This is a genomic window from Bradyrhizobium sp. LB11.1 (assembly GCF_040549385.1).
Lineage (GTDB): Bacteria > Pseudomonadota > Alphaproteobacteria > Rhizobiales > Xanthobacteraceae > Bradyrhizobium.
On record NZ_JBEPTH010000009.1, the window covers coordinates 41,100 to 65,716 of the forward strand.

The following is a 24,617-nucleotide window of genomic DNA, read 5'->3' on the forward strand; positions in this document are numbered from 1 at the left end:
CCGCGGCAGCCCACCCTGTTCGCCGTATAGCGAATTGAGGCTTGTTTTGCCAAGCAAAACGCCTGCCAAACGCGAAGGTGTGTACACCTTCGCGTTTGCTGCGACCGCTAAGAGAAAATTAGTCCAGGCATGGTCCGGAAAAGTGCGAGGCGGTTCTCCGGAAAGACCATGCTCGAACAGCAACCTAAAGCGCGACGACAGTCGCGCTTTAGGCCTGATCGAGGCCGTAGAGCGTGTGCAGCGTGCGCACCGCAAGCTCGGTATAGGCGGTGTCGATCAGAACCGAGAATTTGATCTCGGAGGTTGTAATGGCCCGGATGTTGATATTCCGTCCGGCGAGCGCCGAAAATGCCTGGGCGGCGACGCCGGCATGGCTGCGCATGCCGCTTCCGATGACCGAGATCTTGGCGACATCGGTAGCGGTATCCAGCCGGGCATAGCCGATCGTGGCCTTGGCGGCGGTAATCGTATCCTTGGCGCGGTTGTAGTCGGCCGCCGGCACCGTGAAGGTGAGGTCCGTGGTCTTGCCGTCCTCAGACACGTTCTGAACGATCATGTCGACGTTGATATTGGCATCCGCGAGCGGGCCGAAGATCGACGCCGCGACGCCGGGCTTGTCCTCGATCTGGCGCACGGAAATCTGAGCTTCGTCCTTCGAAAAGGCGATGCCGGTAACGACGTGGCTTTCCATGATCTCCTCCTCGCTGCAGATCAGCGTGCCGGGCGGTTGGTTGGCATGCGGGTCGATATCCTCGGGCTTGTCGAAGCTCGAGCGGACGAAGATCGGCATGTTGTGGACCATGCCGAGTTCCACCGAGCGCACCTGGAGCACTTTCGCGCCCTGGGAAGCCAGTTCCAGCATGTCTTCGAACGCGATCTTGTCGAGCCTTTTGGCCTTCGGCACGATGCGCGGGTCGGTGGTGTAGACGCCGTCGACGTCGGTGTAGATGTCGCAGCGGTCGGCCTTGACGGCGGCGGCGATCGCCACGGCCGAGGTGTCGGAGCCGCCGCGGCCCAGCGTGGTGATACGGTTGGTCTTGGGATCGATGCCCTGGAAGCCGGCGATGACCGCGACCTCCTTGCGATCCTTGAAACGGGTGATGATCTCGCTGCCGTCGATGTCCTCGATCCGGGCCGAGGCATGGGCGTCGCTGGTCTTGATCGGAATCTGCCAGCCCTGCCAGGAGCGGGCCTGGATGCCCATGCCCTGAAGCGCGATGGCCAGCAGACCCGAGGTGACCTGTTCGCCGGAGGCGACGACGGCGTCGTATTCGCGCGCGTCGTGCATCGGCGAGGCCTCGGTGCACCAGGCAACCAGCTCGTTGGTCTTGCCGGACATCGCCGAGACGACCACGGCCACCTCATGGCCGGCATCGACCTCACGCTTCACATGGCGTGCGACGTTGCGGATACGTTCGATGTTGGCGACGGACGTGCCGCCGAATTTCATCACGAGGCGGCTCATGACGACGCGTGCATTCCTTCATAAGGATCAGTATGGTGACCCGCACTGGACGGGTGCCTGCGGACACCGACCGCGCGTATACATAGCGGCGGGGCCGGGGGCAAGCGGGTTCCTGCGGGACCAATCCGGGCAATGGGTTAATCGAGGTTATGGCGCGCTATATCGACGACATCCTGCAGCCCGGCGAGCGGGTGCTGTATTCGACCAATGCGCATTGGATCTTCTATTCTCCGGCCATCCTGGCCTGGATCGTGGCCTTGGCCCTGTTCGTGGCCTCCCGCCAGATGATCGATGTTTATAGCGTGATGATCCTCTGCCTGTTCGGCGCCGGCCTGGTGGCGCTGGCCGCGCTGTACTGGACCCTGAAGGGCTGGTTCCATCGCTTCACCACCGAGACCGACGTCACCAATCTCAGGGTTGTGCATAAGACCGGATTCATCAAGCGCCGCACCTTTGAAATGGCGCTGGACAAGGTCGAGAGTGTCGACGTCAACCAGTCGATCCTTGGACGTATTCTCAACTACGGCGATGTGACCATCAACGGCGTCGGCGAAGGTCGCGAGACCATCGCAACCATCGCCTCGCCGCTCGCCTTCCGTAGTTCGATCACCACGCGGTAGGACCGCGCGTAACCATGAGCATGCAGCAAGACACTTCCGCAACCGCAAGCCCGCAGGCGGCCTCGACCGTCGACGCCGCCGAGATCGCGAAATTCTCAAAACTCTCGGCCGAGTGGTGGGACCCCAAGGGCAAAATGGCGCCGCTGCACCGGATCAATCCGTTGCGGCTCGGCTATATCCGCGACTCTGCCTGCCGCAAGTTCGAGCGCAATGTGCGCAGCCTCAACTGCCTCGGCGGCCTTCGCGTGCTCGACATCGGCTGCGGCGCCGGCCTGTTGTGCGAGCCGCTGTCGCGGCTGGGCGCGCAGGTCATCGGCGTCGATCCGTCGGCCAGCAACATCGCCGCGGCGAAGCTGCATGCCGACAAGGGCCATCTATCGATCGACTACCGCTGCACCACGGCGGAGGAGATCGACCCGCGCGAGCGCTTCGACATCGTGCTGGCAATGGAAGTGGTCGAGCACGTCGTCGACGTCGGCGTTTTCCTGAAGCGCTGCGCCTCGATGCTGAAGCCGAACGGTCTCATGGTCGTGTCCACGCTCAACAGAAACTGGAAGAGTTTTGCGCTCGCCATCGTCGGTGCGGAGTACGTCCTGCGCTGGCTGCCGCGCGGCACCCACGAATGGAACAAGTTCGTCACCCCGGACGAGCTGACCAAACACCTCCTCGACAACCGTCTCGTCATTACCGAGCAGACCGGTGTCGTCTACTCCCCCTTCGCCGACAAATGGACCCTCTCGTCGGACATGGACGTGAACTACATGGTCGTGGCGGAAGGGATGGTGTGAGGGGCTCTGAGTGAGGCGCGAGCTGTCGCTCCGCAGATGCTGTCGTCCCTGCGAACGCAGGGACGACAGCCTGCGTGTTGCGAGAGCATCGCTCCCATGACGTCCGTGCGGTTGACCGCGCTTGCCCTAGCTTGCAGGTTGGCCGCGGTCATTTCTCACTAACGTCCTGTTACTCCCCGCCCCATGTTCACCGTCACCAGCCTCTGGATTCCCTTCACAATCATTGCCGCGTCCGGGCAGGTCGCGCGCAATGCGATGCAGCGATCGCTCACGAAGCCGCTGGGGACATGGGGCGCGACCAATATCCGCTTCCTGTTCGGCTTTCCGTTCTCGCTGCTGTTCCTGGGCGGCGTGCTGGTGGCGACCGGCGATCACCTCGGCATGCCGCCGACCGTGTTCTGGCCGTGGCTGCTGCTCGGCGCGCTCAGCCAGATCGTCGGCACCGGGTTGATGCTGCTGGCCATGAACGATCGCTCCTTCGTGGTGACGACAGCGTACCTCAAGACCGAGGCGATCCAGACCGCGATCTTCGGCTTCGTCTTCCTCGGCGATCATCTGACATGGGTCAAGGTGCTGGCGATCGTGATCGCGACCGTCGGCGTCGTCATCACCGCGCTGCGGCCGGGCGGCGAGAAGAGCTTTGCCGAGCTGAAGCCGACGATTACCGGCCTCGTCGCCGCCGCGGCGTTTGCGCTCTCCGCGGTCGGTTTTCGCGGCGCCATCATCAACGTGCCGGGCGTATCCTTCGTCACATCAGCATCGTTCACGCTGGTGCTCGGCCTGTTTGTGCAGACGCTGATCCTGACGGTCTACCTGCTCTGGCGCGCGCCAAAAGTGCTTCAGTCGATCCTGGGGCTCTGGCGGCCGTCGCTGCTCGCGGGCTTCATGGGCGCCTTCGCCTCGCAGTTCTGGTTTCTGGCGTTCGCGCTGACGGCCGCCGCCAATGTCCGCACGCTCGCACTGATTGAGGTGCTGTTCGCGCAAGCGGTGGCTTATTACTCGTTCAAGCAGCCGATCGCGTCGCGCGAGATTTTTGGCATCGTGTTGATCGTGGTCGGCGTAGCGCTGCTGGTGGGCTTCTGACGCGTCGTACGCGTCAGTTTCGGTCTTCCGGCAGCGTCGGCAGCGCCGACACCTCGATGCCTTCGTCGATCAGCGATTTTGCCTCATCCGGCGAGGCCTCGCCATAGATCGGACGGTGCTCCTTGTCGCCGTAATGCATCGCACGGGCTTCGTTCGCAAAGCGCTCACCAACATTATCGGCGTTCTTCACGATGTGGTCGCGCAACTCTTTCAGCTTGCTGCGCAGCTCTTTCTCCTGCGCCATCATCAGCGAGGTCGGTCCGGACGGCGCTGCCTCTGGCGCGGTGGCGGTCGTAGTCGGCTCCGGCGGCGGCATTGCGCGGCCGCGGCCCTTCTTGCCGACGATGCGCGGCGCCATGATCGCCTTGTCGATCTTGGCCGAGCCGCAGATCGGGCAGGTCACGAGTTTGCGCTTCACCTGCGAATCATAGGCCGACGAGCTCTGGAACCAGCTCTCGAAGGCGTGGTCGCGGTCGCAATGGAGCGCATAGCGGATCATGCCGATCCCCGCACCAGGTGCAGATGGTCGGGCCCGGCCTTGGGGTCGGCGACACCGAAGCGGCGGCCGTGCTGGAGCGACGGGATTGCACGGCGTGCGATCTCGACCTTGGCTGGATCGATCCTGGCCATGATGATGCCGGGCTCGACATCGCCCTCGGCGAGGATCTCGCCCCAGGGATCGATGATCAGCGAGTGGCCGTAGGTCTCGCGCTTGTTCTCGTGCAAACCAGCCTGCGCTGCGGCGAAGATGAAGCAGCCGGTCTCGATCGCGCGCGACCGCAACAGGATATGCCAGTGCGCTTCGCCGGTCTTGCGGGTGAAGGCGGAGGGAACGGTGATGAAGTAGGCGCCACTTTCAGCGAGCGCGCGGTAGAGCGCGGGGAAGCGCACGTCGTAGCAGATCGTCAAGCCAACGCGGCCCCAGGGCAGGTCGGAGATGACCGCAGTCTCGCCCGGTTGGTAATTGGCGGATTCGCGATAGCTCTCGCCGTCCGGCAGCTCGATGTCGAACATGTGGATCTTGTCGTAGCTCGCGAGCACCTGGCCCTCGGGCCCGATCAGGAAAGAGCGATTGACCGCCTTCTCCGGCGAAAAGCGCAGCGCCAGCGAGCCGACATGGATGTGAATCTTCAGCTCGGCCGCAAGCTCGCGATACGCCTTCAGCGAGGCGTCGTCCTCCTCGCTCTGGAGGTGCTCGAACAGCGCCTTGCGGTTCAGCTGCATCATGTTGCTGACCTCGGGCGTCTGCACGTAGTCGGCGCCGTTGGCCGCAGCCTGCCGGATCAGCTTGGTTGCCTGCGCAAGGCTCGGCTCGGGCATCAGGCCGGTGCGCATCTGCACCATGGCCGCGGTGAAGGTCCTGTTGTCAGTCATGAGACCGCCTTGACGCTTTCGAGGAGGCCGTCGAGCTTGCCTTCGCGGTCGAGCGCGTAGAGGTCGTCGCAGCCGCCAATATGGGTTCCGCCGATCCAGATCTGCGGGAAAGTCGAGCCCTCGCCGGCGCGGTCGTACATCTCGTCGCGCCATGACGGGTTCTTGGCGACGTCGAATTCCGTGAAGCTCACTTTCTTGCGGGTCAAAAGCGACCGGGCGGCGGAACAATAGCCGCAGCCCGGCCTGGTGTAGATCTCGACAGCAGCGGTCATGGCGTCCAGCGCTTTCATGTCATGAATTCGTTGAATTATATGGGAGTTTACCGGCTCTCGACAACCCGGGCAAAGACCAGCACGTCGACCTGGGCCGCCTTGGCACGGAGCAAGGCCCGCGCACATGCATCCAGCGTTGCGCCGGAGGTCAGGACATCATCGACAAGGATGATGCGCCGGCCCTGGACCTCGGCCTGACGGTCTGGGGATACCCGGAATGCGCCCTGCACATTGGTGGCGCGCTGGGCCCGCGACAGGCCGATCTGCTGCTCGGTGGCGCGCACCCGGCGCAGCACCTCGCCGCGCACCTTGACCCCGCTCTGCCGCGCGATGATGTGCGCCAGCGCGCCGGACTGGTTGTAGCGGCGCCGCCAGGCCCGCCGCCAATGCAGGGGCACCGGCACCAGCATGTCGGCGCCCGCAAGCAGCTCGCCGCCGGCGCGCGCCATCCAGCGGCCCATGGCCGGCGCCAGATCCGTGCGGTCCTGGTATTTCAGCGCATGCACCAACGTGCGCGCGACGTCGTCATAGCGCACCGCTGCGCGCGCCCGCTGGTAGGCCGGCGGGCTCGCGATTGCCTCCATCGACAGCATGTCCGGGCCGGGATCATAGACGAAGGGAATGCCGAGCCTCGGACAATAGGGCCGTTCGATGAATGACAGCTTTGACCAGCAGGCGGCGCATACGCCCTCGCCATCGACCGGCTCGCGGCAGGAGACGCATAGCGTCGGCAGCGCAATGTCGAGCGCAAGTTTTGCCGCACGCGTCAGCACATGGCGGCCGGCCGTCCATGCGGCACGGAAGGGTGCGGCGGTGAATCGGGCGGGGGCTGCGGCGTCGGCGTCCATGATCGGGAGGCTAGCTCTGCACGCGCCGGATTGCCAGAACCGTCGTGATCGGCGTAACCAGCGGCATGGCCCAGAACCCGCAGACCCCGCCGGCTTTGTTTGATCGCGCTTTGCTGCATGCGCGGCAGCAGCGTGCGCAGGCGCAGGGGGCTGTGAGCTTTCTGCTCGACCGGGTCGCCGAGGACATGTCCGACCGGCTGGCCGCGGTGATGCGCGAATTCCACGCGCCGGCTGATCTCTGGACGCCCGGTGCGGGGCTTGCGACGCTGCGGGCGCGGCTGCCGTGCATCGAATGGATCGCGCTCGATGCAGCGGGCTCGGAGAAATTGCCCCTCGCGCCGGAAAGCCTCGACCTCGTCGTCTCCGCGCTGGCGCTGCAATTCGTCAACGATCTTCCCGGTGTGCTCGCTCAGGTTCGCCGTGCGCTACGGCCGGACGGGTTGCTACTCGCCGCGATGATCGGCGGCGATAGCCTGACCGAGTTGCGGCAGGCCTTTGCGGCGGCGGAAGCCGAATGCGAGGGCGGCGTGTCGCCGCGGGTGGTGCCGTTTGCCGATCTGCGGGACGTCGGCGCGCTGTTGCAGCGGGCGGGCTTTGCGCTGCCGGTCACCGATGTCGATCGCGTCGTGGTGCGCTATGCGAACGCCTTTGCGCTGATGCAGGATCTCCGCCGGATGGGCGCGACCAATGTGCTGATCGAGCGGCGGCGTGCGCCGAGCCGGCGTGCGACGCTGCTGCGCATGGCCGAAATCTATGCCGAGCGCTTTGCCGATTCCGACGGCCGCATCCGGGCTACCTTCGACATCATCTGGCTCTCCGGCTGGGCGCCGCATGCGAGCCAGCAGCAGCCGCTCAAGCCCGGCTCGGCCAAGGCGAGCCTGGCGGAGGCGGTGAAGAAGGCCGGGAAGGAGTGATCGCCATGAGAGGTGAGGTCCGGCCTCACATCAGCAAATCAATCAAATGCGGGATCAGCGGAATGTCCGCCGGCGGCATCGGATAGTCGCGCAATCTGTTGGCGCGAACCCAGGCCAGATTCTGGCCTTCGCGGGCTTCAACGATCCCTTCCCAGCGCCGGCAGATGTAGAGCGGCATCAGCAGGTGAAAGGTCTCGTAGCCGTGGCTCGCAAAGGTCAGCGGCGCCAGGCACGGCTCTGCGACGGTGATGCCGAGCTCCTCGTGGAGCTCGCGGATCAGGCTCTGCTCCGGCCGCTCGCCGGGTTCACACTTGCCGCCGGGAAATTCCCAGAGACCTGCGAGCGCCTTGCCTTCGGGGCGCTGCGCGATCAGGACGCGCTTGTCGGCGTCGACGAGCGCGCATGCCACCACCAGTGTCAGTTTGAGTTCGGCCATCGGCGTTCGGCTTAAGACCTGTAATCCCCGTTGATCGCGACGTATTCCTTGGTGAGATCGCAGGTCAGCACGCGGTCGCGGCCCTTGCCGAGGCCGAGCGAGACCTTGATCGCGATCTCCGGGGCCTTCATCGCTTCCGACACTTCCGCCTCGTCATAGGACGGATCGCGCGCGCCGCTCTTGGCGACGCGGATGCCGTTGAAGGAGATCGAGAGCTTGTCTCGATCGGCCGGCTCGCCGGCCTTGCCGACCGCCATCACCACGCGGCCCCAATTCGCGTCTTCGCCCGCGATCGCGGTTTTCACCAGCGGCGAGTTCGCAATCGACATCGCAATCTTGCGTGCCGAGGCCTTGGTCTTGGCGCCCTCGACGGTGATCTCGACCAGCTTGCGTGCGCCTTCGCCATCGCGGGCGACCTGTTCCGAAAGATTGGCGAGCACCTGGTTGAAGGCTTTTACGAAGGCCTTCAGGCGCGGATCGCTGGCGCGGCTGATTTTTGGCGCGCCGTGTTCTGCGGCAGCGCCGGTCGCGAATGCCAGCAGCGTGTCGGAGGTCGAGGTGTCGCCGTCGATCGTCACCGCATTAAAGGTGTCTTCGACGCCGGTCTTGAGCAGCGCCTGGAGCGCAGCGGGCGCGATCGGCGCGTCGGTGAAGATGAAGGACAGCATCGTCGCCATGTCGGGGGCGATCATGCCGGCGCCCTTGGCCATGCCGTTGATGGTGACCTTGGCCTTGCCGAGCTTCACGGTCGCGGTCGCGACCTTGGGGAAGGTGTCAGTGGTCATGATCGCCTTGGCAGCGGCGAGGTAATCACCGGCTTCCGCGGTTTCGGCGAGACGGCCCAGCACGCCGTCGAACTTGGTCGCGTCTAGCGGCTCGCCGATCACGCCGGTCGAGGCCAGGAAGATCTCGCTCTCGCTGCAGCCGACGGCCTTGGCCGCGATCTTGGCGGTCATCGCGGTGGAGCCGCGGCCGGTCTTGCCGGTGAAGGCATTGGCATTGCCGGAATTGACGACCAGCGCGCGCGCCTTGCCGCCCTTCAGCTTGGCGCGGCACCATTCGACCGGCGCGGACGGGCATTTCGATTGGGTGAAGACGCCCGCGACCGCTGTGCCCTTGTCCATGATCGCCAGCAGCACGTCGGTGCGGTTCTTGTAGCGGATGCCGGCCTCGGCCGTCGCGAGACGGACGCCCGCGATCACGGGCATGTCGGGATAATGTTTCGGGGCGAGGGGAGAGACGGCTGAGGACATCGTTGGGCGCGCCTTGATGAGGTCTGGATATGCAGATGCCCGGCACGGGGGCCGGGCATCACAAAGGCTTAGATACTATTCGCGTCACCGAAGTGACAGCAAATTCTTACTTCTTGGCCGGAGGGGCCATCTTGCTGTCGGAGGGCTTCGCGTCGGCGGGCTTCGCCGCATCGGCCGGCTTGGCGTCTTTTGCAGCGTCCGCCGCCGGCTGGTCCATCCGCTCGACCTTGGCCTCGGCGCGGAGCTTGGCCACGTAGTCGGCCTGGGCCTTGCGGGTGACGTACTGCTCGATCTGGGGCTTGACCTGGTCGAACTCCGGCGCCTTGCGGTTGCGCTTTTCCTCGACCTTGATGATGTGCCAGCCGAACTGCGACTTCACGGGGTCGGAGATCTTGCCCGGCTCCAGCGCGAACGCGACGGCCGAGAATTCCGGCACCATCTGTTCCTTGGTGAAGAAGCCGAGGTCGCCGCCGTCGGCGGAGCCCGGATCCTTGGACTTCTTCTTGGCGAGCTCGGCGAAATCGGCGCCCTTGTCGAGCTCGGCCTTCACCGCCTTGGCCTCGTCCTCGGTCTCGACCAGGATATGGCGGGCGCGCACTTCCTGCTCGCCGGTGATCTGCTTGGAGGCCTCCTCATAGACCTTCTTCATGGCGTCGTCGTTGGTCGCGGCCTTGCCTTCCTGGGCCAGCAGGCTGTCCATCAGGAGGCGGTTGCGGGCGAACGCCATCCGCTTCTTGAATTCCTCACCGTCGGCGACCTTCTTGTCCTCGGCGGCCTTGGCGACGATCTTCATGTCGATCAGGAACGACAGGACGTTCTCATCCTTGGTCGCGGGGTCCATCTGGGCCAGGCTCGGTCCGAGTTCCTCCGTGGCCATGGCGACGTCGCTCTTCTTGATTTCGGCGCCATTGACCTTCGCCAGAACCGGATCGTCGGCGGCCCGGAGCGGGCCCGCGAACGCCATGGTCAGCGCCAGGGCGAAGCAGCCAGCCAGGGCGGACGCATGGCGGAAACGCTGGCCGGTGGTTACCGGGAACGAGGTGGTCATGGAAAATCCTTTTGTTGAAGCAGGGGGCTGCTCGAGCGGGGCGGACACTCGCCCAATTCAGGGGGGCTTGGCAACGCGAAAAGTCTGTCAAAATGATGAATTAGCGGCAAGATCGGCCGCCGTTGACAAGGCTTGGACCCGGCCATATCTCTGCCGGGTCGCGTCCATGGCGATGGCGTTTATTTTGCTGCGTTTTTGGCCGTTGAACCCTGACTTGCCCAAATCCCACCCATATGGCGGATGACCCGCAGTCGGGCACTGACACCACAAGGCGTCACGGTGAGTTGATAGGCAGGGGGGTGCCAATCTCTTGGCTGCAACGCGGTTAAATCGCGAACACAGGAACTGGTCATGATCGGCGCGCTCGCCCGCAAGTTTTTCGGCTCCTCCAACGACCGGCGGGTGAAGGGGTATCAATCCCGCGTCAGCGCGATCAACGCGCTGGAGCCCGAACTCGTCAATCTCTCCGACGAAGAGCTCAAGGCCCGTACCGCCGAGTTCAAGCAGCAGCTCGCCGAGGGCAAGACGCTGGACGATCTGCTGGTGCCCGCCTTCGCCACCGTGCGCGAGGCCGCCAAGCGCACGCTGGGCCAGCGCCATTTCGATGTCCAGCTGATCGGCGGCATGGTGCTGCACGAGGGCGACATCGCCGAGATGAAAACCGGCGAAGGCAAGACGCTGGTGGCAACGCTCGCCGTGTACCTCAACGCGCTCGCCGGCAAGGGCATCCACGTCGTCACCGTCAACGACTATCTCGCCCGCCGCGACTCCGGCTGGATGGGCCAGATCTACAGTTTCCTCGGCTTGACCACGGGTGTGATCGTCCACGGCCTCGACGATGCCGAGCGCAAGGCGGCCTATGCCTGCGACATCACCTACGGCACCAACAACGAATACGGCTTCGACTATCTGCGCGACAACATGAAGTACCGGCTCGAGGACATGGTCCAGCGGCCGCACTTCTACGCGATCGTCGACGAAGTCGACTCCATCCTGATCGACGAAGCCCGCACGCCGCTGATCATCTCCGGCCCGCTCGACGACCGCTCGGATTTTTACAACACCATCGACGGCTTCCTGCCCAAGCTCGACAAGACCGATTACGAGGTCGACGAGAAGCAGCGCACGGTGACGCTGACCGAAGGCGGCATGGAGAAGATCGAGACCTTGCTGCGCGACGCTGGCCAGCTCAAGGGCGAATCGCTCTACGACGTCGAGAACGTCTCCGTCGTTCACCACATCAACCAGGCGCTGCGCGCCCACACGCTGTTCACCCGCGACAAGGACTACATCGTCCGCGACGACGAAGTCATCATCATCGACGAGTTCACCGGGCGCATGATGGCCGGCCGGCGCTATTCCGAAGGTCTGCACCAGGCGCTCGAAGCCAAGGAGCATGTCCAGGTTCAGCCCGAGAACCAGACGCTCGCCTCGATCACCTTCCAGAACTATTTCCGGATGTACGAAAAGCTCGCCGGCATGACCGGCACGGCCTTGACCGAAGCCGACGAGCTCTTTGACATCTACAAGCTCGAAGTCGTGGAGATTCCGACCAACGTGCCGGTAGGCCGCCTGGACGAGGACGACGAGGTCTATCGCACCCAGAAGGAAAAATACTCGGCCATCCTCGCCGAGATCGAGCGCGCCAATTCGCGGCTCCAGCCGGTGCTGGTCGGCACCGCCTCGATCGAGAAGTCGGAAGTGCTCGCCGAATTCCTCAAGCAGAACGGCTACAAGCAGATCGATTTCGGCAAGGAGAACGCGCTCGACAAGCTTTATGCGGCGGCGCGCGCCGGCAAGCAGGCCAAGCTGTTCGCGGTGCTGAACGCGCGCTTCCACGAGCAGGAAGCCTATATCGTCGCTGAAGCCGGCGTGCCCGGCGCGATCACGATCGCGACCAACATGGCCGGCCGCGGTACCGACATCAAGCTCGGCGGCTCGCTCGAGATGCGCATCCCGAAAGAGACTGCGGGCATCGAGGACGAAGCCGAGAAGGCCGAGAAGATCGAGCAGATCAAGGCCGACGTCGAGCGCTTCCGCGATATCGTGCTGAAGGCGGAAGAGACCGTCGAGATCGAGCCGGCGAAGGGCTCGAAGCCCGCCAAAACCGTGAAGAAACCCGGCGGCCTCTACATCATGGGCTCCGAGCGGCATGAATCCCGCCGCATCGACAACCAGCTTCGCGGCCGTTCCGGCCGTCAGGGCGACCCCGGCCGCTCGAAGTTCTTCCTGTCGCTGGAAGACGATCTGATGCGCATTTTCGGCTCTGATCGCCTCGACAGCATGCTCCAGCGTCTCGGCCTGCAAGAGGGCGAGGCGATCATTCATCCCTGGATCAACAAGGCTCTTGAGAAGGCGCAGCAGAAGGTCGAGGCGCGCAACTTCGACATCCGCAAGAACCTGCTCAAGTTCGACAACGTCCAGAACGATCAGCGCAAGGTGATCTTCGATCAGCGCGTCGACCTGATGAAGGATGAGAGCGTTGCCGAGACCGTCACCGACATGCGCCACGCCTTCATCGACGACCTCGTCGCCAAGCATGTACCCGAACATGCCTATGCCGAGCAGTGGGACGTCGCCGGCCTGAAGGAAGAGCTGAAGCGCGTGCTCGACCTCGACCTGCCGGTCGAGGACTGGGCCAAGGAAGAGGGCATCGCCGACGAGGAGCTGCTCAACCGCATCGAGACCCGCGCCGACGAGCACATGGCGGCCAAGGTCGGGCAGTGGGGTCCCGACGTGATGCGTTACGTCGAGAAGACCATCCTGCTCCAGACGCTCGATCACCTCTGGCGCGAGCATCTGATCATGCTCGACCATTTGCGCCAGGTCATCGGCCTGCGCGGCTACGGCCAGCGCGATCCATTGCAGGAGTACAAGACCGAGGCCTTCAACCTCTTCCAGGAGATGAGCGCGCATCTGCGCGAGGCCGTCACCGCGCAGCTGATGCGGGTCGAGATCGTCCCGCCGGAACAGGAAGCCCCTGTCCTGCAGCAGATGGAAGCGCACAAGTTCGATCCGAACACCGGCGAGGACGAAATGGCCGTCGCGAACGTTTCGCTGGCCCCGCAGGCCACCGACGCCGCGCTGCGCGATCCGAAGAACCCGGCGAGCTGGGGCAAGATCGGCCGCAACGAGGATTGCCCCTGCGGCTCAGGCAAGAAGTACAAGCACTGCCACGGGCGGTATGGTTAGTGCTTGATATGTAACGGTGAGGCGCGACGTCAGCGGGGTGTGTGGCGCGCAGCTACCTTGTAGCCCGGATGCAGCGAAGCGTAATCCGGGAGTTCTATCCGTATGCGAGAAGGACCCGGATTGCGCTTCGCTCCATCCGGGTTACGGCGGATTAGCGAGACGCGCGACCGGGCCACCTCAATTCGAACTATCGATCAAGCTCTCCAGCAGCCGCTTGAGTTCGCTCGTCGATTTGTCGCCGTAGCTCTCCAGGATATGCTCCTCCTGGTCGACCGCGAGCGAGTTGAGCTTCCTGCACAGCACCTTGCCGCGGTCGGAGATGAACATCAGCACCTTGCGGCGGTCGTTCGGGTCCTGCACGCGATAGACCAGCGTGTCGGAGACCATGCGGTCGATCATCTTGGTCAGCGTCGGGTGGTTGAGCAGCACGGCGTCCGCAAGCTCGCCCATCGAGTGGCCATTGCCATCCGACAGCACCTTAAGGATGCGCCATTGCTCGACGGGGACGCCCTCCTTGCTCAACCGCAGCTCCAGCTGCCGGTTGATCTCCCGGTTGGCTTGCGCGAGCAGGTAAGCGAGGTGTTCGGTGATTGGAGAGTTCGATTTTGCCACGGCTAAGACTTCGTCTTGACCCAAATGAGTGAATGTCTTGCAATCAATGCTGCTTCTATATGCACTTCAATTGTTGAATATTCAATATTTTCAAAATAGGATCATTGCACAACAAAAGGGCGGATGCCGCGGCCGCCTGCTCAATGTGCTTTCAGGTCTGGTGCCAGACAGGAGTTGGCGTGCGCGCGACGGTAAACTTCCCGGCTCACGGCGGCCCGGCGTTGCCGCCGTCCTTGCTGCTCAGGAACCTGTCGTCCTCGGCGGATGACGGTGCGTTGCTGCCGAGCGATCATGCCTTCCTCGGGCGCCGCGGCACCAACAAGCTGCGCATCGGGGGCTTCATCTGCTGCACCGGTTCGCCCGGGGTCTGGGGTCCGTGCGCGACCAACAGTGCGCAGCTCGCGGTCGCCGAAATCAACAAGCGCGGCGGCATTTTGGGCCGCGAGATCGAGCTTTCCATCTACGACGCCGGCGGACCGCTTGATAAGGTCCTGAACCTCGCCGAGCAGGCGATCGCCTTCGACGAGATCGATCTCATCGTCGGATTGCACACCAGCGCGGTCCGTGTCGGCCTGCGCGACGTCACCAGGCGGCATCGCATCCCCTACATCTACACGCCGGTCTATGAAGGCGGCGAGCGGACGCCGGGCGTGATGGCGATCGGCGAGACGCCGCGCTGGCAGAGCCGGCCGTCGATCCACTGGCTTGCCGACGTCAAGAAGGCGCAGCGCTGGTACCTGATCGGCAGCGATTACGTCTGGCCCTGGCAATCGCACCGTGCGGTGAAGAACTACATCAGGGAAACCGGCGGCCAGGTCGTCGGCGAGGAGTTCGTTCCCCTCGGCGAGGACAATCACGAGCCGCATCTGGCGCGTATCCGTTCCGCGAGACCCGACGTCGTGCTCATCTCGCTGATCGGCACGGACAGCAGCGCTTTCAACCGCGCCTTCGGCGAATGCGGCTTAGGTGCCACCACGCTGAGGTTCGCGGGGGCCATGGACGACACCGTGCTGCTCGGTATTGGCGCCGACAACAGCGAGAACATGTTCTGTGCTTCCGGCTATTTCACCGGCACCGGCGCGCGCGCCAATGACGACTTCCAGAGCCGCTATCGCGCCATGTTCGGGCCGAATGCGCCGCCGATCGGCTCGGTCGGACAATCCAGCTACGAAGGCCTGCGTTTCCTGGAGGCCGTGGCCAACAAGGCTGGTTCGTTGGCGATGGCGCCCATGCTCGCGGCCGGTCGCAACATCGTCTACAGCGGCGCCCGCGGTCCTGTCGCCGTCCGGAACGGGCACGCGCGGATGCCGATGCATCTCGCCGAGGCCGACGGTCTCGACTTCAAGCTGATCAAGCCGATCTGACATCGCCGCGGCGATCTGCGGGCCTAAACGCAAAATAATACTTGAAAAGGAAAATATTTCCGTTTTGAATGTTCCTGCGGGGCCGGTGATGCGTGCGTCGTGCCGGGGCGGCCGCGCCTAACGTTCGTTTCAAGAAACTCCAGGAGAGCGCCGTGACAGTTGTCCTTCCCACGCCAGCCCAACTTCGTGATGTCGCCGAGCAGTGCGGCCTTTCGCTGACCGACGGCGACGTCGCCTCGTTCCGCGGCCTGATGCAGGGCTCGATCGATGCCTACAATCTCGTGGGCGCGATGCCGGACGAGGTGCCGGAGGTGAAATATCCGCGCACGCCGGGCTATCGCCCCTCGCCGGAGGAAAATCCGCGCAACGCCTGGTATCGCAAGTCGACCGTGAAGGGAGCTTCAAGTGGCAAGCTCAAGGGCAAGACCGTCGCGCTGAAAGACAACATCATGCTGGCCGGCGTGCCCATGATGAACGGCTCGACGACTCTGGAAGGCTACGTCCCCGATTTCGATGCCACCATCGTGACGCGCATGCTCGATGCCGGCGCCGAGATCGCGGGTAAGGTGCACTGCGAATCCTTCTGCATGTCGGGCGGCAGCCACACCAACGCGGTTGGGGCCGTCCATAATCCCCACAAGATGGGCTATTCCGCCGGCGGTTCGTCCTCGGGCAGCGGTGTCGTCGTTGCGCTGGGCGAAGTCGATATGGCGATCGGCGGCGACCAGGGCGGCTCGATCCGCATGCCGTCCTCGTTCTGCGGAACCTATGGCATGAAGCCGACCTGGGGCCTCGTGCCCTACACCGGCATCATGCCGATCGAGATCTTCGTCGATCACACCGGCCCGATGACCGCGACCGTTGCCGACAACGCGCTGCTGCTCGAGGTGCTCGCCGGCGACGATGGCTACGATCCCCGCATCAAGGCTCCGAAAGTCGAGGAGTACACCAAGGCGCTCGGCCAGGGTGTGAAGGGCATGAAGATCGGTATCCTCAAGGAAGGCTTCGAGCAGGCGACCGCGGAAGCTGCCGTCAGCGAAAGCGTTCGCGAAGCCGCCAAGCGCTTCAAGGATATCGGTGCCACCGTCGAGATCGTTTCGATCCCGATGCACCTCGTCGGCCCCGCGATCTGGACCCCGATTGGCACCGAGGGCATGACCCAGACCATGATGTATGGCGACGGTTACGGCCTCTCCCGCGCCGACCTCTACTCGACCACGCTGATGGATTTTCATCGTGGCTGGCGCCGGCAGGCGGACTCGCTGTCCGAGACGACAAAGCTGTTCCTGATGCTGGGCACCTACATCAACAATACCTTTGGTCCCCGCTACTACGGCAAGGCGCTCAATATCTCGCGGCGCCTGACTGCGGCCTACGACAAGGCCTTTGGGGAATACGACCTCCTGTTACTGCCGACGACGCCGATGAAGGCGACCAAGCTGCCGGAGCCGACGGCGAGCCGCGAGGACTACGTTGCCCGTGCACTGGAGATGATCACCAATACCGCGCCGTTCGACATCACCCATCATCCCGCGATGTCGCTGCCCTGCGGCATGGTCGATGGCCTGCCCGTCGGCCTGATGCTGGTCGGCCGCATGTTCGAGGAATCCACCATCTACCGCGCTGCGCACGCCTTCGAGCAGATCGGCGACTGGAAGAAGATGTGAGCGAGGCGTTGATGCAGACGAACGGAAGATCAGAGCGGTTTCGAGCGAAGTGGATACCGGTTCGCGTGAAGAAAACGCGTCAAAACAAGAATCCACCAAATGGCTAACGCGTTCGTCGCGGCGTTCGAGATCCTGAGCTTTGGCGCGATCATCGTCCTGATCGTGCTGGGGCTCGGGATCATCGCCAGCATGATGGGCATCTTCAACTTCGCGCAGGGCGAGTTCGTCCTGCTCGGGGCCTATATCACCTATCTCGCTTATGCCAACGGCCTGCCGATCTGGGTCGGCATGGTTGCGGCGCCCTTCCTGGTCGGTGCGCTCGGCTTTGTGCTGGAGGCGCTGATCATCCGCCGCTTCTATGCCGCGCCGATCGTGGCGATGCTCGGCACCTACGCGCTCGGCCTGATCATCCGTGAAACCGTGCGCGGCCTGATCGGCGGCTTCTATCTCACCGTGCCGGAGCCGATTGGCGGCTCGATCGACATCGGCACCATGCACATTTCGGCGTGGCGCTTCACCATCATCGTCATCACGCTGATGGTGATGGTCGGCTGCTATCTCCTGCTGTCGCGCACCAGTTTTGGCCTCCGCATGCGCGCCACGCTGGAAAATCCGTCGCTCGCGCGTGCGTCAGGCATCTCGACCCCGCTGATGTACGGCGCCACCTTTGCGTTTGGCTCGGCGCTCGCCGGCCTTGCCGGCGCTCTGATCGTGCCGGTGTTCAGCCTCTACGCCGATCTCGGCATCCGCTTCCTGATCCAGGGCTTTGTCGCCGTCATGGTCGGCGGAGTCGGGTCCTTCATCGGCCCCGTCGCCGGCGCGGGTGTGATCGGAACGCTCAGTGCGGCGCTGCCCTGGGTCATGGCACCTGTGGTCGCCGATGTCCTCGTCTTCGTCCTCGCCATTGCTTTCATCAAATTCCGGCCACAGGGCCTCATCGCTGGAAAAGGGGTTTAGTCACATGTTCGATCGTCAACTCTCACGCCGCCGCTTCATGTCCAATCTCGCCTTCGCGTCCGGTGCGGTCGCGACCGGTGTCGGCAGCTGGGTGATCCCGGCACCGTGGGCCAACGCGGCCGAAGCCCCGATCAAAGTCGGCATCGCAACCGACCTCACCGGTCCGATCGCCTATGCCGGCAACGCCGACGCCAACGTCGCCAAGATGGTGATCAAGGAGATCAACGCAGGCGGCGGCCTGCTCGGTCGTCCGCTCGAGCTCTACATCGAGGACACCGCATCGAACGAATCGGTTGCGGTGGGCAACGTGCGCAAGCTGATCCAGCGCGACAAGGTCGACATGGTGCTGGGCGGCATCACCTCGTCGATGCGCAACGCGATCAAGGACCCGATCGTGGCGCGCGGCAAGACGCTCTACATCTATCCGCAGCTCTACGAAGGCAAGGAGTGCACGCCCTATCTGTTCTGCACCGGGCCGACGCCGGCGCAGCAATGCGACGAGTTCATCCCCTGGCTGGTCAAGAACGGTGGCAAGAAGTTCGCGCTGCCGAGCGCCAATTATGTCTGGCCGCACACGCTCAACGTCTATGCCCGCAAGGTGATCGAGGCCAACGGCGGCGAGGTCGTGTTCGAGGAATACTATCCGCTTGACCAGGTCGACTTCTCGGCGACCGTCAACCGCATCATCTCCAACAAGGTCGACGTCGTCTTCAACACCGTCATTCCGCCGGGCGTCGGCCCGTTCTTCAAGCAACTCTATGAGGCGGGCTTCCTCAAGAACGGCGGCCGTCTGGCCTGCGTCTACTACGATGAGAACACGCTCAACATCAATCAGGCTGCCGAGATCGAAGGACTCGCGAGCTGCCTCGATTATTTCAAGGTGCTGACCAAGGAGAACCCGTTCGACGCGAAAATCCAGGCCGCCTACGAGAAGGATTTTCCAGGTAACTTCCTGTTCGCCGCCGGCAGTGCTGCGACCGGTACCTATCGCGGCCTCAAGCTGTGGGAAGCGGCCGTCAAGGAAGCCGGCAAGGTCGACCGCGACTCGGTTGCCGCCGCGCTCGATCACGCCAAGATCGCCGAAGGTCCGGGCGGACCGGCCGAGATGGTGCCCGGCAAGCGGCACTGCAAGATGAAGATGTACACGGCGGTTGCCAAGGCTGGCAATTACGAGATCGTCGGGCGCAGCGACGGGCTCGTCGATCCGAAAGAGTGCTAAAGCAGAATGCCGAAGTCGATGGGTGCAGTGAAGCAGGCCGTCCCCGCCGAGATCGGCGGGGAGATGGACGTCGCCATGGGTAGCAGCGGAGTGGCGGGACAGGCCGCGGCGGGACGAAAAGTCCTGCCGATCGTGGAGGGCGTCGTGCTTGTCGCCGCGCTGGTCGCCCCGCTGGTGCTGCAGGATTACCTCACGGTGTTCGCGACGCGTGTCATCATCCTCGCGCTGTTCGCGTTGTCGTTCGATCTGGTGTGGGGCTATGCCGGCATCATGAGTTTTGGCCAGGCCCTGTTCTTCGGCTCGGCCGGCTATGGCGTCGCGCTGCTCGCACGCGACCTCGAGATCACCAACATCCTGCTGGTGCTGCCTGCGGGCACCATCATCGGCCTCACCTTCGCGCTCCTGCTCGGCGGCTTCCTGCTGCTGGGCCGGCATCCCTCCAGCGTGATCTTCGTGTCGCTCGGCACGCTCACCGGTTCCTATGCCGCCGATCGCCTCGCGCGCGGCTGGTACTATCTCGGCGGCCAGAACGGCATTCCCTCGATCTCGTCGATGACACTCGGCGGCTACGAATTCTCGGAAGGGCCGGCGTTCTATTATCTCGTGCTCGGCATCCTCGTCGTCGTCTATTTGCTTTGCCGCTTCCTGGTGCGCTCGCAGTTTGGCCTCGCGCTCGCAGGCCTGCGCGAGAACGAGCAGCGCATCGCCTTCTTCGGCTACAAGGCGCAGCACCTGAAGGCGATCATCTTTGCGATCGGCGGCGCCATCGCGGGGCTCGCCGGCAGCCTTTATGCCTTCCACGAGGGCTTCGTCTGGCCCAACATGGTCGGCGTCGTCGTCTCGACGCAAGTGGTGCTCTATGTGCTGTTCGGCGGTTCCGGCACCCTGATCGGTGCCGTCATCGGCACGGTGATCGTCGAGGGCGTCAGCTTCTGGCTGTCGGACAATTATCGCGACATCTGGCCGATCATTCTGGGATTGTTGCTGCTGCTGGTGATCCTGTTCCGGCCGCTCGGCCTGATCAGTTTCGTGCTCGGCGAGCGCGAGCGCGTTGGCAGTTTTGGTGCGCAGGGCAAGGAGAAGCGCGATGCTTCTTGAAGCTGCCGGCATCTCAAAGATATTCGGCAAGCTCACCGCGCTCGATGGCGCCGCGCTCATCGTTGGCGAGAACGAGTTTCACGGCCTGATCGGCCCGAACGGCTCGGGCAAGAGCACGCTGATGAAATGCATCGCCGGCGCCGAGGTGCCGACGCAGGGCAAGGTCTCCTTCGTCAACACCGACATCACCGCCTTCACGCCGACCGAGCGGGCGCGCGCCGGCATGAGCCTGAAATTCCAGATCACGAGCGTGCTGCCGTCGCTGACGCTGTACGACAACGTCCTGCTCGCACTGCAGGCGCAGTCCTCGCTGCTCGATCTCGTGCTCTCGCGCACGCGCGGGCTGCTGCATGATCAGGTCATGACCATGCTGACGCAGTTCCGCCTTGCCGATCGCGCCTTCGATGCCGCGGCCGCGCTGTCGCACGGCCAGCAGCAATGGCTGGAGATCGCGATGGCGCTCGCGGGCAAGCCAAAACTTCTGTTGCTCGACGAGCCGACCGGCGGCATGAGCCTGGAGGAGCGCCGCGTGACAGGCGAACTATTGCAGCCGATCAAGAAACATTGCTCGCTCGTCATCGTCGAGCACGACCTCGATTTCATCCGCGACATCTGCGATCGGTTGACCGTGCTCGACCAGGGCAAGGTGCTGGCATGCGGCACCGTGTCCGAGATCCAGGCCAACAAATCCGTCCAGGAGATCTATCTGCGCCGTGCCTGAATTTTTGGACATCAAGCATCTCGACGCCGGCTATGGCCGCAGTCAGGTCCTGTTCGACGTCAATCTCGGCATCCCCTGGCGCGGCGGCGTCGCGGTGCTCGGGCGCAATGGCGCGGGCAAGACCACGCTGATGAAGACCATCGTCGGCGAGTTGCCGGCGTGGAAGGGCGAAGTCGCGTTCGACGGCCGCGACATCAGCCGACGCGCGACGCAGGAGCGCGTCCGCGCCGGCATCGGCTACGTGCCGCAGGAGCATTCGGTGTTCGCGCGCCTGTCGGTGCGCGACAATCTCGCGGTCGGCTCGCTGGCGAGCAGAAAGGCCGACGCAGTCGACCACGTGCTGACGATCTTCCCAAAACTCGGCCAGCGCCTCGACCAGCCCGCCGGCACGCTCTCCGGCGGCGAGCGCAAGATGCTCGCCATCGGCCGCGCCATGCTGGGCGATCCAAAATTGCTGCTGCTGGATGAGCCGACCGAAGGCGTCTGGATCGGCGTGATCGAGGAGATCACCGAGCGCCTGATCGAACTCGCCAGGAATATCGCCGTCATCATCGTCGAGCAGCACCTCGACCTCGCGCTCCGCGTCGCCGACTACGCCTACGTGCTGGATCGCGGAAGGGTCGCGCTGCAAGGGCAAGCGGGCGAGGTGAGGAGCAATCCGGAGCTGATGCGGTATCTGGCGCCGTAAATATTCACGCGCGGAACGCCCGCTTACTTCACCGCTCCAAACCGGCTGTCGAACGAGTTCGACGATATCACCGGCGCCGCGCCCATCATTTGCGACGCATCACTCGCGCCATCCGAGACCGATTGCTTCAGCGCCGGACGTGTCGCCGCGAGGCGCGTATCGGGCTGCTTCGCCGGCTCGACCGGCCTGGCGGCTGCTACAGCCGGCTTCGGCGCGTCCTTCGCGGCATCGTGGTGACCGGGCACGAACCGCGTCACTGCGGCCTTCAGCCTGGAGGCCGTGCTCGGCGCTGCGGGCGCGGGGGTTACCGACGCGGTCGCTTGCGGCGCTGCTGATGCGGTCGCCGTCGTGTCGGCGATGCTCATGCCCATCTTGCGGCCGAGATTGGAGAAGAAGCCGCCGGATTTCGCGGCTGGTGCAGCGGTGGCAACGCGCGTGTTGGTTGCGGGTGCGGTGACCGCCACGACCGGCTCCTCCTGCGGCGCGGCTGCGACCGCCTCGAGATTCGGCTTCGGCGGATTGACGGTGCCGGGAATCGTGCCCGGCGCCTTCGACATCGACAGCATCTGCAGCGTATTGCCTTCGGCGCCTTCCGACAGGCCGGTCGAGCCTTCCGGAATCTTCGCCGCAAAAATCTTGTTCATGCCGCCGTCGATGCCGGTGTTCATCCGCGCCACGGGCGTACCGCGGGCGACGAGCTTGTTGTACTCGGCCTCGTCGCGCTGCTCCTTTCCACGTACGGCGCTGGCGATGTCCTCGGGGATCACATAGGCCGGGCACTTGGCCGAGGCGTCGAACACGGGATCGCGCTTCGCATCGGGCGCCTTGGCCGCGTCGAAGACGTACTTCTTCTCACAGAAGTCGACCTTCGGCTCCTGCCGCGTCACCTCGAAATGATCATAGCCTTCCTTGATCATTTTCCAGAAGGCCATGTTCGGATTGTTGCGGTGCTTGGCCATGTTCACCGGCGTCATCCTGAACGGATACGCCTGGAACTGGAACGCCTTCTGGCCGCCGAAGAAGGACTCGCGGCCGAGCGAATAGATCTCCGCGATCTGCTCGTCGGTCATGGCGTAGCAGCCACGCGACGAGCAATCGCCATGCACCATCAGCTGCGAGCCGGTGCGGCCGAGTGCCTTGTCGAACGCGTTGGGGAATCCGGTGTTGAACGAGAGGTAATAGGCCGACTGCGGATTCATCTGGCTCGGGTTGATCGAGTAGAATCCTTCCGGCGCCTGGCGGTCGCCTTCGCGCACCTTCGGACCGAGATCGCCCGACCAGCGGCAGATCGGATAGGTCTTGAGCAGCGCGAACTGGCCGGAGCGGGTCTGCTTCCAGATCTCGAGCTCGGCCTCCGACTTGAACAGGCGGATCAGGATCGGCGATTGCAGGTCCATGTCCTTCTCGCCCATCGCGGCGACGAGCTTTGGCGAGACCGGCTGATTGGCCTTGGCGTTGGTCGCGAGCGAGACCTGGTCGGTATCGCAGCCGGCCAGCACAATGCTGGCCGCTAGCGCAACCGAAGCCAAAAGCGCACGAGCAAGCGAACGAGAATTCAAGATGGACCCCACGACGTGCCGGGCAAGGAGCGCGAACCCCAATTTTTGGAGCATGGCCTGACCGGAGAACCGGACTTTATTCAGACCAAGCCCCAGCGCTTATGCCCTGAAGCCATTGATTAAAATTCTAACCTCCGGCCTCAAGCGTCGCAACCCGACCGGGGATCACGAGCCCGTTGGCCGACAGGCGTGGTCAACAGAGACTTAATCTGGGCCGTAACTTGGGACTCAATGGGGCTTGGCAGCCAAGCCCTACTGAGATCGCCGATTTGGGCAAAAAAAGGGTTAATACGGGGTTAGCGGCCACCTCTTTACCTCCCGCGCTTGCGGGGGAGGGAGCGCACCGCCGTTGGGGCGCCGGAATCCGCCCGGATCAGCCCAGTTTCCGGCCGATATCGAGGAATTTCTGCCGGCGCTGCTTGCGGATGGCGTCGCCGTCCAAGTCTCGCATCTCGTCGAAAGCTTTGGCAATGGCGTCACCCGTGGTGGCGATCATGGCGGCGGGGTCGCGGTGGGCGCCGCCGACCGGCTCCTTCAAAATGCTGTCGATCACCCCGAAGCGCAGCATGTCCTGCGCGGTGATCTTCATGTTGTTGGCGGCTTCCTGCGCCTTGCTGCCGTCGCGCCAGAGGATGGAGGAGGCGGCCTCGGGCGAGATCACGCTGTAGATCGCATGCTCCAGCATCAGCACCTTGTTGGCGGTGGTGATGGCAATCGCACCGCCCGACATGCCCTCGCCGGTGATGATGGCGACGTTCGGCACGGTCAGCGCCATGCAGGCATCGGTCGAGCGCGCGATGGCTTCGGCCTGGCCGCGCTCTTCGGCGCCGATGCCGGGATAGGCGCCGGCGGAATCGGCGAGCGACAGCACCGGCAGGCCGAACCGCTCGGCCATCTCCATCAGCCGCACGCATTTGCGATAGCCCTCGGGCCGCGCCATGCCGAAATTGTGCTTGATGCGGCTCTCGGTGGAATCGCCCTTTTCCTGGCCCATCACGCAGATGGCTTCGCCGCGGAAACGGCCGAAGCCGGCAACCAGCGCCTCGTCCTCGCCGAACTTGCGGTCGCCCGCGAGCGGGGTGAATTCGGTGATCAGGCCCTTGATGAAGTCGTTGAAATGCGGCCGCTGCGGATGCCGCGCGACCAGCGTCTTCTGCCACGGCGTCAGGTTGAGATAGAGGTCGGCCAACGCCTGCGCCGCCTTGTCCTCGATCCGGCCGATCTCCTCGGCGATATCCGTGCCGGAGGCCGCGAGCGTCCGCAGCTCGTCGACCTTGGAGTCGAGCTCGGCGACGGGCTTTTCGAAGTCGAGATAGCTGCGCATCTGGTCTGGCATCAACTCTATATAGAGGGGCGGGGCGAGAGAGCGAAGCGAGGTTGGCTTCTGGATAAGAAGTGTAGCTTCTTCAAGGGGTTCACCTGTGCGCTCCACGGGAGAG

General features: G+C 64.0%; 23 protein-coding genes. 12 read left to right on the forward strand and 11 right to left on the reverse strand.

Annotated features, from left to right (window positions below):
* Positions 1-208: 208 nt before the first annotated feature.
* The gene (locus ABIA96_RS23035; RefSeq protein ID WP_354139340.1) at positions 209-1,465 is read right to left on the reverse strand and encodes an aspartate kinase; all 1,257 of its coding nucleotides are present in this window, start codon (positions 1,463-1,465) and stop codon (positions 209-211) included.
* A gap of 149 nt (positions 1,466-1,614) precedes the next feature.
* On the opposite strand from ABIA96_RS23035, the gene ABIA96_RS23040 reads away from it, so the two are divergent.
* From ABIA96_RS23040 to ABIA96_RS23050, 3 genes are all read left to right on the forward strand, one after another.
* A complete protein-coding gene (locus ABIA96_RS23040; protein WP_354139341.1) occupies positions 1,615-2,085 on the forward strand; it encodes a PH domain-containing protein in 471 nt (156 codons plus the stop codon).
* 14 nt (positions 2,086-2,099) lie between these two features.
* Positions 2,100-2,873: a bifunctional 2-polyprenyl-6-hydroxyphenol methylase/3-demethylubiquinol 3-O-methyltransferase UbiG gene (gene ubiG / locus ABIA96_RS23045; protein ID WP_354139342.1), complete on the forward strand. Its 774-nt coding sequence runs from the start codon at positions 2,100-2,102 to the stop codon at positions 2,871-2,873.
* A gap of 183 nt (positions 2,874-3,056) precedes the next feature.
* On the forward strand, positions 3,057-3,956 hold the full coding sequence (locus ABIA96_RS23050) for an EamA family transporter (protein WP_354139343.1): 900 nt from the start codon (positions 3,057-3,059) through the stop codon (positions 3,954-3,956).
* Positions 3,957-3,969: 13 nt separating this feature from the next.
* Here ABIA96_RS23050 and ABIA96_RS23055 read toward each other — a convergent pair whose 3' ends face one another.
* From ABIA96_RS23055 to ABIA96_RS23070, 4 genes are read right to left on the reverse strand one after another with little or no spacing between them, the layout of a single operon-like run.
* Entirely contained in the window at positions 3,970-4,455 is a 486-nt protein-coding gene (locus ABIA96_RS23055; protein WP_354139344.1) for a DUF1178 family protein, read from the reverse strand.
* The gene (locus tag ABIA96_RS23060; protein WP_354139345.1) at positions 4,452-5,330 is read right to left on the reverse strand and encodes a carbon-nitrogen hydrolase family protein; all 879 of its coding nucleotides are present in this window, start codon (positions 5,328-5,330) and stop codon (positions 4,452-4,454) included. The genes ABIA96_RS23055 and ABIA96_RS23060 overlap by 4 nt, the downstream gene beginning before the upstream one ends.
* The gene (gene grxC / locus ABIA96_RS23065) at positions 5,327-5,602 is read right to left on the reverse strand and encodes a glutaredoxin 3 (protein ID WP_354139563.1); all 276 of its coding nucleotides are present in this window, start codon (positions 5,600-5,602) and stop codon (positions 5,327-5,329) included. The genes ABIA96_RS23060 and grxC overlap by 4 nt, the downstream gene beginning before the upstream one ends.
* A gap of 47 nt (positions 5,603-5,649) precedes the next feature.
* The gene (locus ABIA96_RS23070; protein WP_354139346.1) at positions 5,650-6,450 is read right to left on the reverse strand and encodes a ComF family protein; all 801 of its coding nucleotides are present in this window, start codon (positions 6,448-6,450) and stop codon (positions 5,650-5,652) included.
* Positions 6,451-6,515: 65 nt separating this feature from the next.
* Here ABIA96_RS23070 and ABIA96_RS23075 point away from each other — a divergent pair, with 65 nt between their 5' ends.
* A complete protein-coding gene (locus ABIA96_RS23075) occupies positions 6,516-7,364 on the forward strand; it encodes a methyltransferase domain-containing protein (RefSeq protein ID WP_354139564.1) in 849 nt (282 codons plus the stop codon).
* Positions 7,365-7,389: 25 nt separating this feature from the next.
* Here ABIA96_RS23075 and ABIA96_RS23080 read toward each other — a convergent pair whose 3' ends face one another.
* The 3 genes from ABIA96_RS23080 to ABIA96_RS23090 all read right to left on the reverse strand — a co-directional run bounded on the left by ABIA96_RS23080 (position 7,390) and on the right by ABIA96_RS23090 (position 10,101).
* Positions 7,390-7,800 (reverse strand): (deoxy)nucleoside triphosphate pyrophosphohydrolase, encoded by a 411-nt coding sequence (locus ABIA96_RS23080; protein ID WP_354139347.1) that lies wholly within the window; start codon positions 7,798-7,800, stop codon positions 7,390-7,392.
* 11 nt (positions 7,801-7,811) lie between these two features.
* Complete coding sequence (gene argJ / locus ABIA96_RS23085) at positions 7,812-9,053, reverse strand: bifunctional glutamate N-acetyltransferase/amino-acid acetyltransferase ArgJ (RefSeq protein WP_354139348.1); 1,242 nt, start codon at positions 9,051-9,053, stop codon at positions 7,812-7,814.
* A gap of 106 nt (positions 9,054-9,159) precedes the next feature.
* A complete protein-coding gene (locus tag ABIA96_RS23090) occupies positions 9,160-10,101 on the reverse strand; it encodes a peptidylprolyl isomerase (protein ID WP_354139349.1) in 942 nt (313 codons plus the stop codon).
* Positions 10,102-10,452: 351 nt separating this feature from the next.
* On the opposite strand from ABIA96_RS23090, the gene secA reads away from it, so the two are divergent.
* The gene (secA, locus tag ABIA96_RS23095; RefSeq protein ID WP_354139350.1) at positions 10,453-13,293 is read left to right on the forward strand and encodes a preprotein translocase subunit SecA; all 2,841 of its coding nucleotides are present in this window, start codon (positions 10,453-10,455) and stop codon (positions 13,291-13,293) included.
* A 177-nt stretch (positions 13,294-13,470) separates the two neighbouring features.
* Here the strand turns inward: secA and ABIA96_RS23100 are convergent, their stop codons facing one another.
* Positions 13,471-13,905 carry a MarR family winged helix-turn-helix transcriptional regulator gene (locus ABIA96_RS23100; RefSeq protein WP_354139351.1) on the reverse strand — a complete coding sequence of 145 codons (435 nt, stop codon included), beginning with the start codon at positions 13,903-13,905 and terminating at the stop codon, positions 13,471-13,473.
* A 179-nt stretch (positions 13,906-14,084) separates the two neighbouring features.
* Between ABIA96_RS23100 and ABIA96_RS23105 the strand changes: the two genes are divergently transcribed.
* From ABIA96_RS23105 to ABIA96_RS23135, 7 genes are all read left to right on the forward strand, one after another.
* Complete coding sequence (locus ABIA96_RS23105) at positions 14,085-15,269, forward strand: substrate-binding domain-containing protein (RefSeq protein ID WP_354139352.1); 1,185 nt, start codon at positions 14,085-14,087, stop codon at positions 15,267-15,269.
* A gap of 152 nt (positions 15,270-15,421) precedes the next feature.
* Positions 15,422-16,936: an amidase gene (locus ABIA96_RS23110; RefSeq protein ID WP_354139353.1), complete on the forward strand. Its 1,515-nt coding sequence runs from the start codon at positions 15,422-15,424 to the stop codon at positions 16,934-16,936.
* A 99-nt stretch (positions 16,937-17,035) separates the two neighbouring features.
* Positions 17,036-17,893: a branched-chain amino acid ABC transporter permease gene (locus tag ABIA96_RS23115; RefSeq protein WP_354139354.1), complete on the forward strand. Its 858-nt coding sequence runs from the start codon at positions 17,036-17,038 to the stop codon at positions 17,891-17,893.
* A gap of 4 nt (positions 17,894-17,897) precedes the next feature.
* Positions 17,898-19,112: a substrate-binding protein gene (locus tag ABIA96_RS23120; RefSeq protein ID WP_354139355.1), complete on the forward strand. Its 1,215-nt coding sequence runs from the start codon at positions 17,898-17,900 to the stop codon at positions 19,110-19,112.
* 6 nt (positions 19,113-19,118) lie between these two features.
* Complete coding sequence (locus tag ABIA96_RS23125; protein WP_354139356.1) at positions 19,119-20,210, forward strand: branched-chain amino acid ABC transporter permease; 1,092 nt, start codon at positions 19,119-19,121, stop codon at positions 20,208-20,210.
* Positions 20,200-20,931, forward strand: coding sequence for an ABC transporter ATP-binding protein (locus ABIA96_RS23130; RefSeq protein WP_354139357.1), 732 nt, complete (start codon positions 20,200-20,202; stop codon positions 20,929-20,931). Before ABIA96_RS23125 ends, ABIA96_RS23130 begins: the two co-directional genes overlap by 11 nt.
* Positions 20,924-21,619 (forward strand): branched-chain amino acid ABC transporter ATP-binding protein, encoded by a 696-nt coding sequence (locus ABIA96_RS23135; protein WP_354139358.1) that lies wholly within the window; start codon positions 20,924-20,926, stop codon positions 21,617-21,619. The genes ABIA96_RS23130 and ABIA96_RS23135 overlap by 8 nt, the downstream gene beginning before the upstream one ends.
* A 23-nt stretch (positions 21,620-21,642) precedes the next feature.
* On the opposite strand, the gene ABIA96_RS23140 is transcribed toward ABIA96_RS23135, so the two are convergent.
* Positions 21,643-23,178: a L,D-transpeptidase family protein gene (locus ABIA96_RS23140; RefSeq protein WP_354139359.1), complete on the reverse strand. Its 1,536-nt coding sequence runs from the start codon at positions 23,176-23,178 to the stop codon at positions 21,643-21,645.
* 373 nt (positions 23,179-23,551) lie between these two features.
* Positions 23,552-24,514, reverse strand: coding sequence for an acetyl-CoA carboxylase carboxyltransferase subunit alpha (locus tag ABIA96_RS23145; RefSeq protein WP_354139360.1), 963 nt, complete (start codon positions 24,512-24,514; stop codon positions 23,552-23,554).
* Positions 24,515-24,617: the final 103 nt, after the last annotated feature.

Bases quoted from the DNA above. Each gene is read 5' to 3' on its own strand.
- secA (WP_354139350.1), top strand. From the start codon at position 10,453: ATGATCGGCGCGCTCGCCCGCAAGTTTTTCGGCTCCTCCAACGACCGG.
- grxC (WP_354139563.1), bottom strand. From the start codon at position 5,602: ATGACCGCTGCTGTCGAGATCTACACCAGGCCGGGCTGCGGCTATTGT.
- ubiG (WP_354139342.1), top strand. From the start codon at position 2,100: ATGAGCATGCAGCAAGACACTTCCGCAACCGCAAGCCCGCAGGCGGCC.
- ABIA96_RS23145 (WP_354139360.1), bottom strand. From the start codon at position 24,514: ATGCCAGACCAGATGCGCAGCTATCTCGACTTCGAAAAGCCCGTCGCC.
- ABIA96_RS23050 (WP_354139343.1), top strand. From the start codon at position 3,057: ATGTTCACCGTCACCAGCCTCTGGATTCCCTTCACAATCATTGCCGCG.
- ABIA96_RS23090 (WP_354139349.1), bottom strand. From the start codon at position 10,101: ATGACCACCTCGTTCCCGGTAACCACCGGCCAGCGTTTCCGCCATGCG.
- ABIA96_RS23040 (WP_354139341.1), top strand. From the start codon at position 1,615: ATGGCGCGCTATATCGACGACATCCTGCAGCCCGGCGAGCGGGTGCTG.
- ABIA96_RS23075 (WP_354139564.1), top strand. From the start codon at position 6,516: ATGGCCCAGAACCCGCAGACCCCGCCGGCTTTGTTTGATCGCGCTTTG.
- ABIA96_RS23125 (WP_354139356.1), top strand. From the start codon at position 19,119: ATGCCGAAGTCGATGGGTGCAGTGAAGCAGGCCGTCCCCGCCGAGATC.
- ABIA96_RS23130 (WP_354139357.1), top strand. From the start codon at position 20,200: ATGCTTCTTGAAGCTGCCGGCATCTCAAAGATATTCGGCAAGCTCACC.
- ABIA96_RS23035 (WP_354139340.1), bottom strand. From the start codon at position 1,465: ATGAGCCGCCTCGTGATGAAATTCGGCGGCACGTCCGTCGCCAACATC.
- ABIA96_RS23060 (WP_354139345.1), bottom strand. From the start codon at position 5,330: ATGACTGACAACAGGACCTTCACCGCGGCCATGGTGCAGATGCGCACC.
- ABIA96_RS23120 (WP_354139355.1), top strand. From the start codon at position 17,898: ATGTTCGATCGTCAACTCTCACGCCGCCGCTTCATGTCCAATCTCGCC.
- ABIA96_RS23115 (WP_354139354.1), top strand. From the start codon at position 17,036: ATGGCTAACGCGTTCGTCGCGGCGTTCGAGATCCTGAGCTTTGGCGCG.
- ABIA96_RS23070 (WP_354139346.1), bottom strand. From the start codon at position 6,450: ATGGACGCCGACGCCGCAGCCCCCGCCCGATTCACCGCCGCACCCTTC.
- ABIA96_RS23080 (WP_354139347.1), bottom strand. From the start codon at position 7,800: ATGGCCGAACTCAAACTGACACTGGTGGTGGCATGCGCGCTCGTCGAC.
- ABIA96_RS23055 (WP_354139344.1), bottom strand. From the start codon at position 4,455: ATGATCCGCTATGCGCTCCATTGCGACCGCGACCACGCCTTCGAGAGC.
- argJ (WP_354139348.1), bottom strand. From the start codon at position 9,053: ATGTCCTCAGCCGTCTCTCCCCTCGCCCCGAAACATTATCCCGACATG.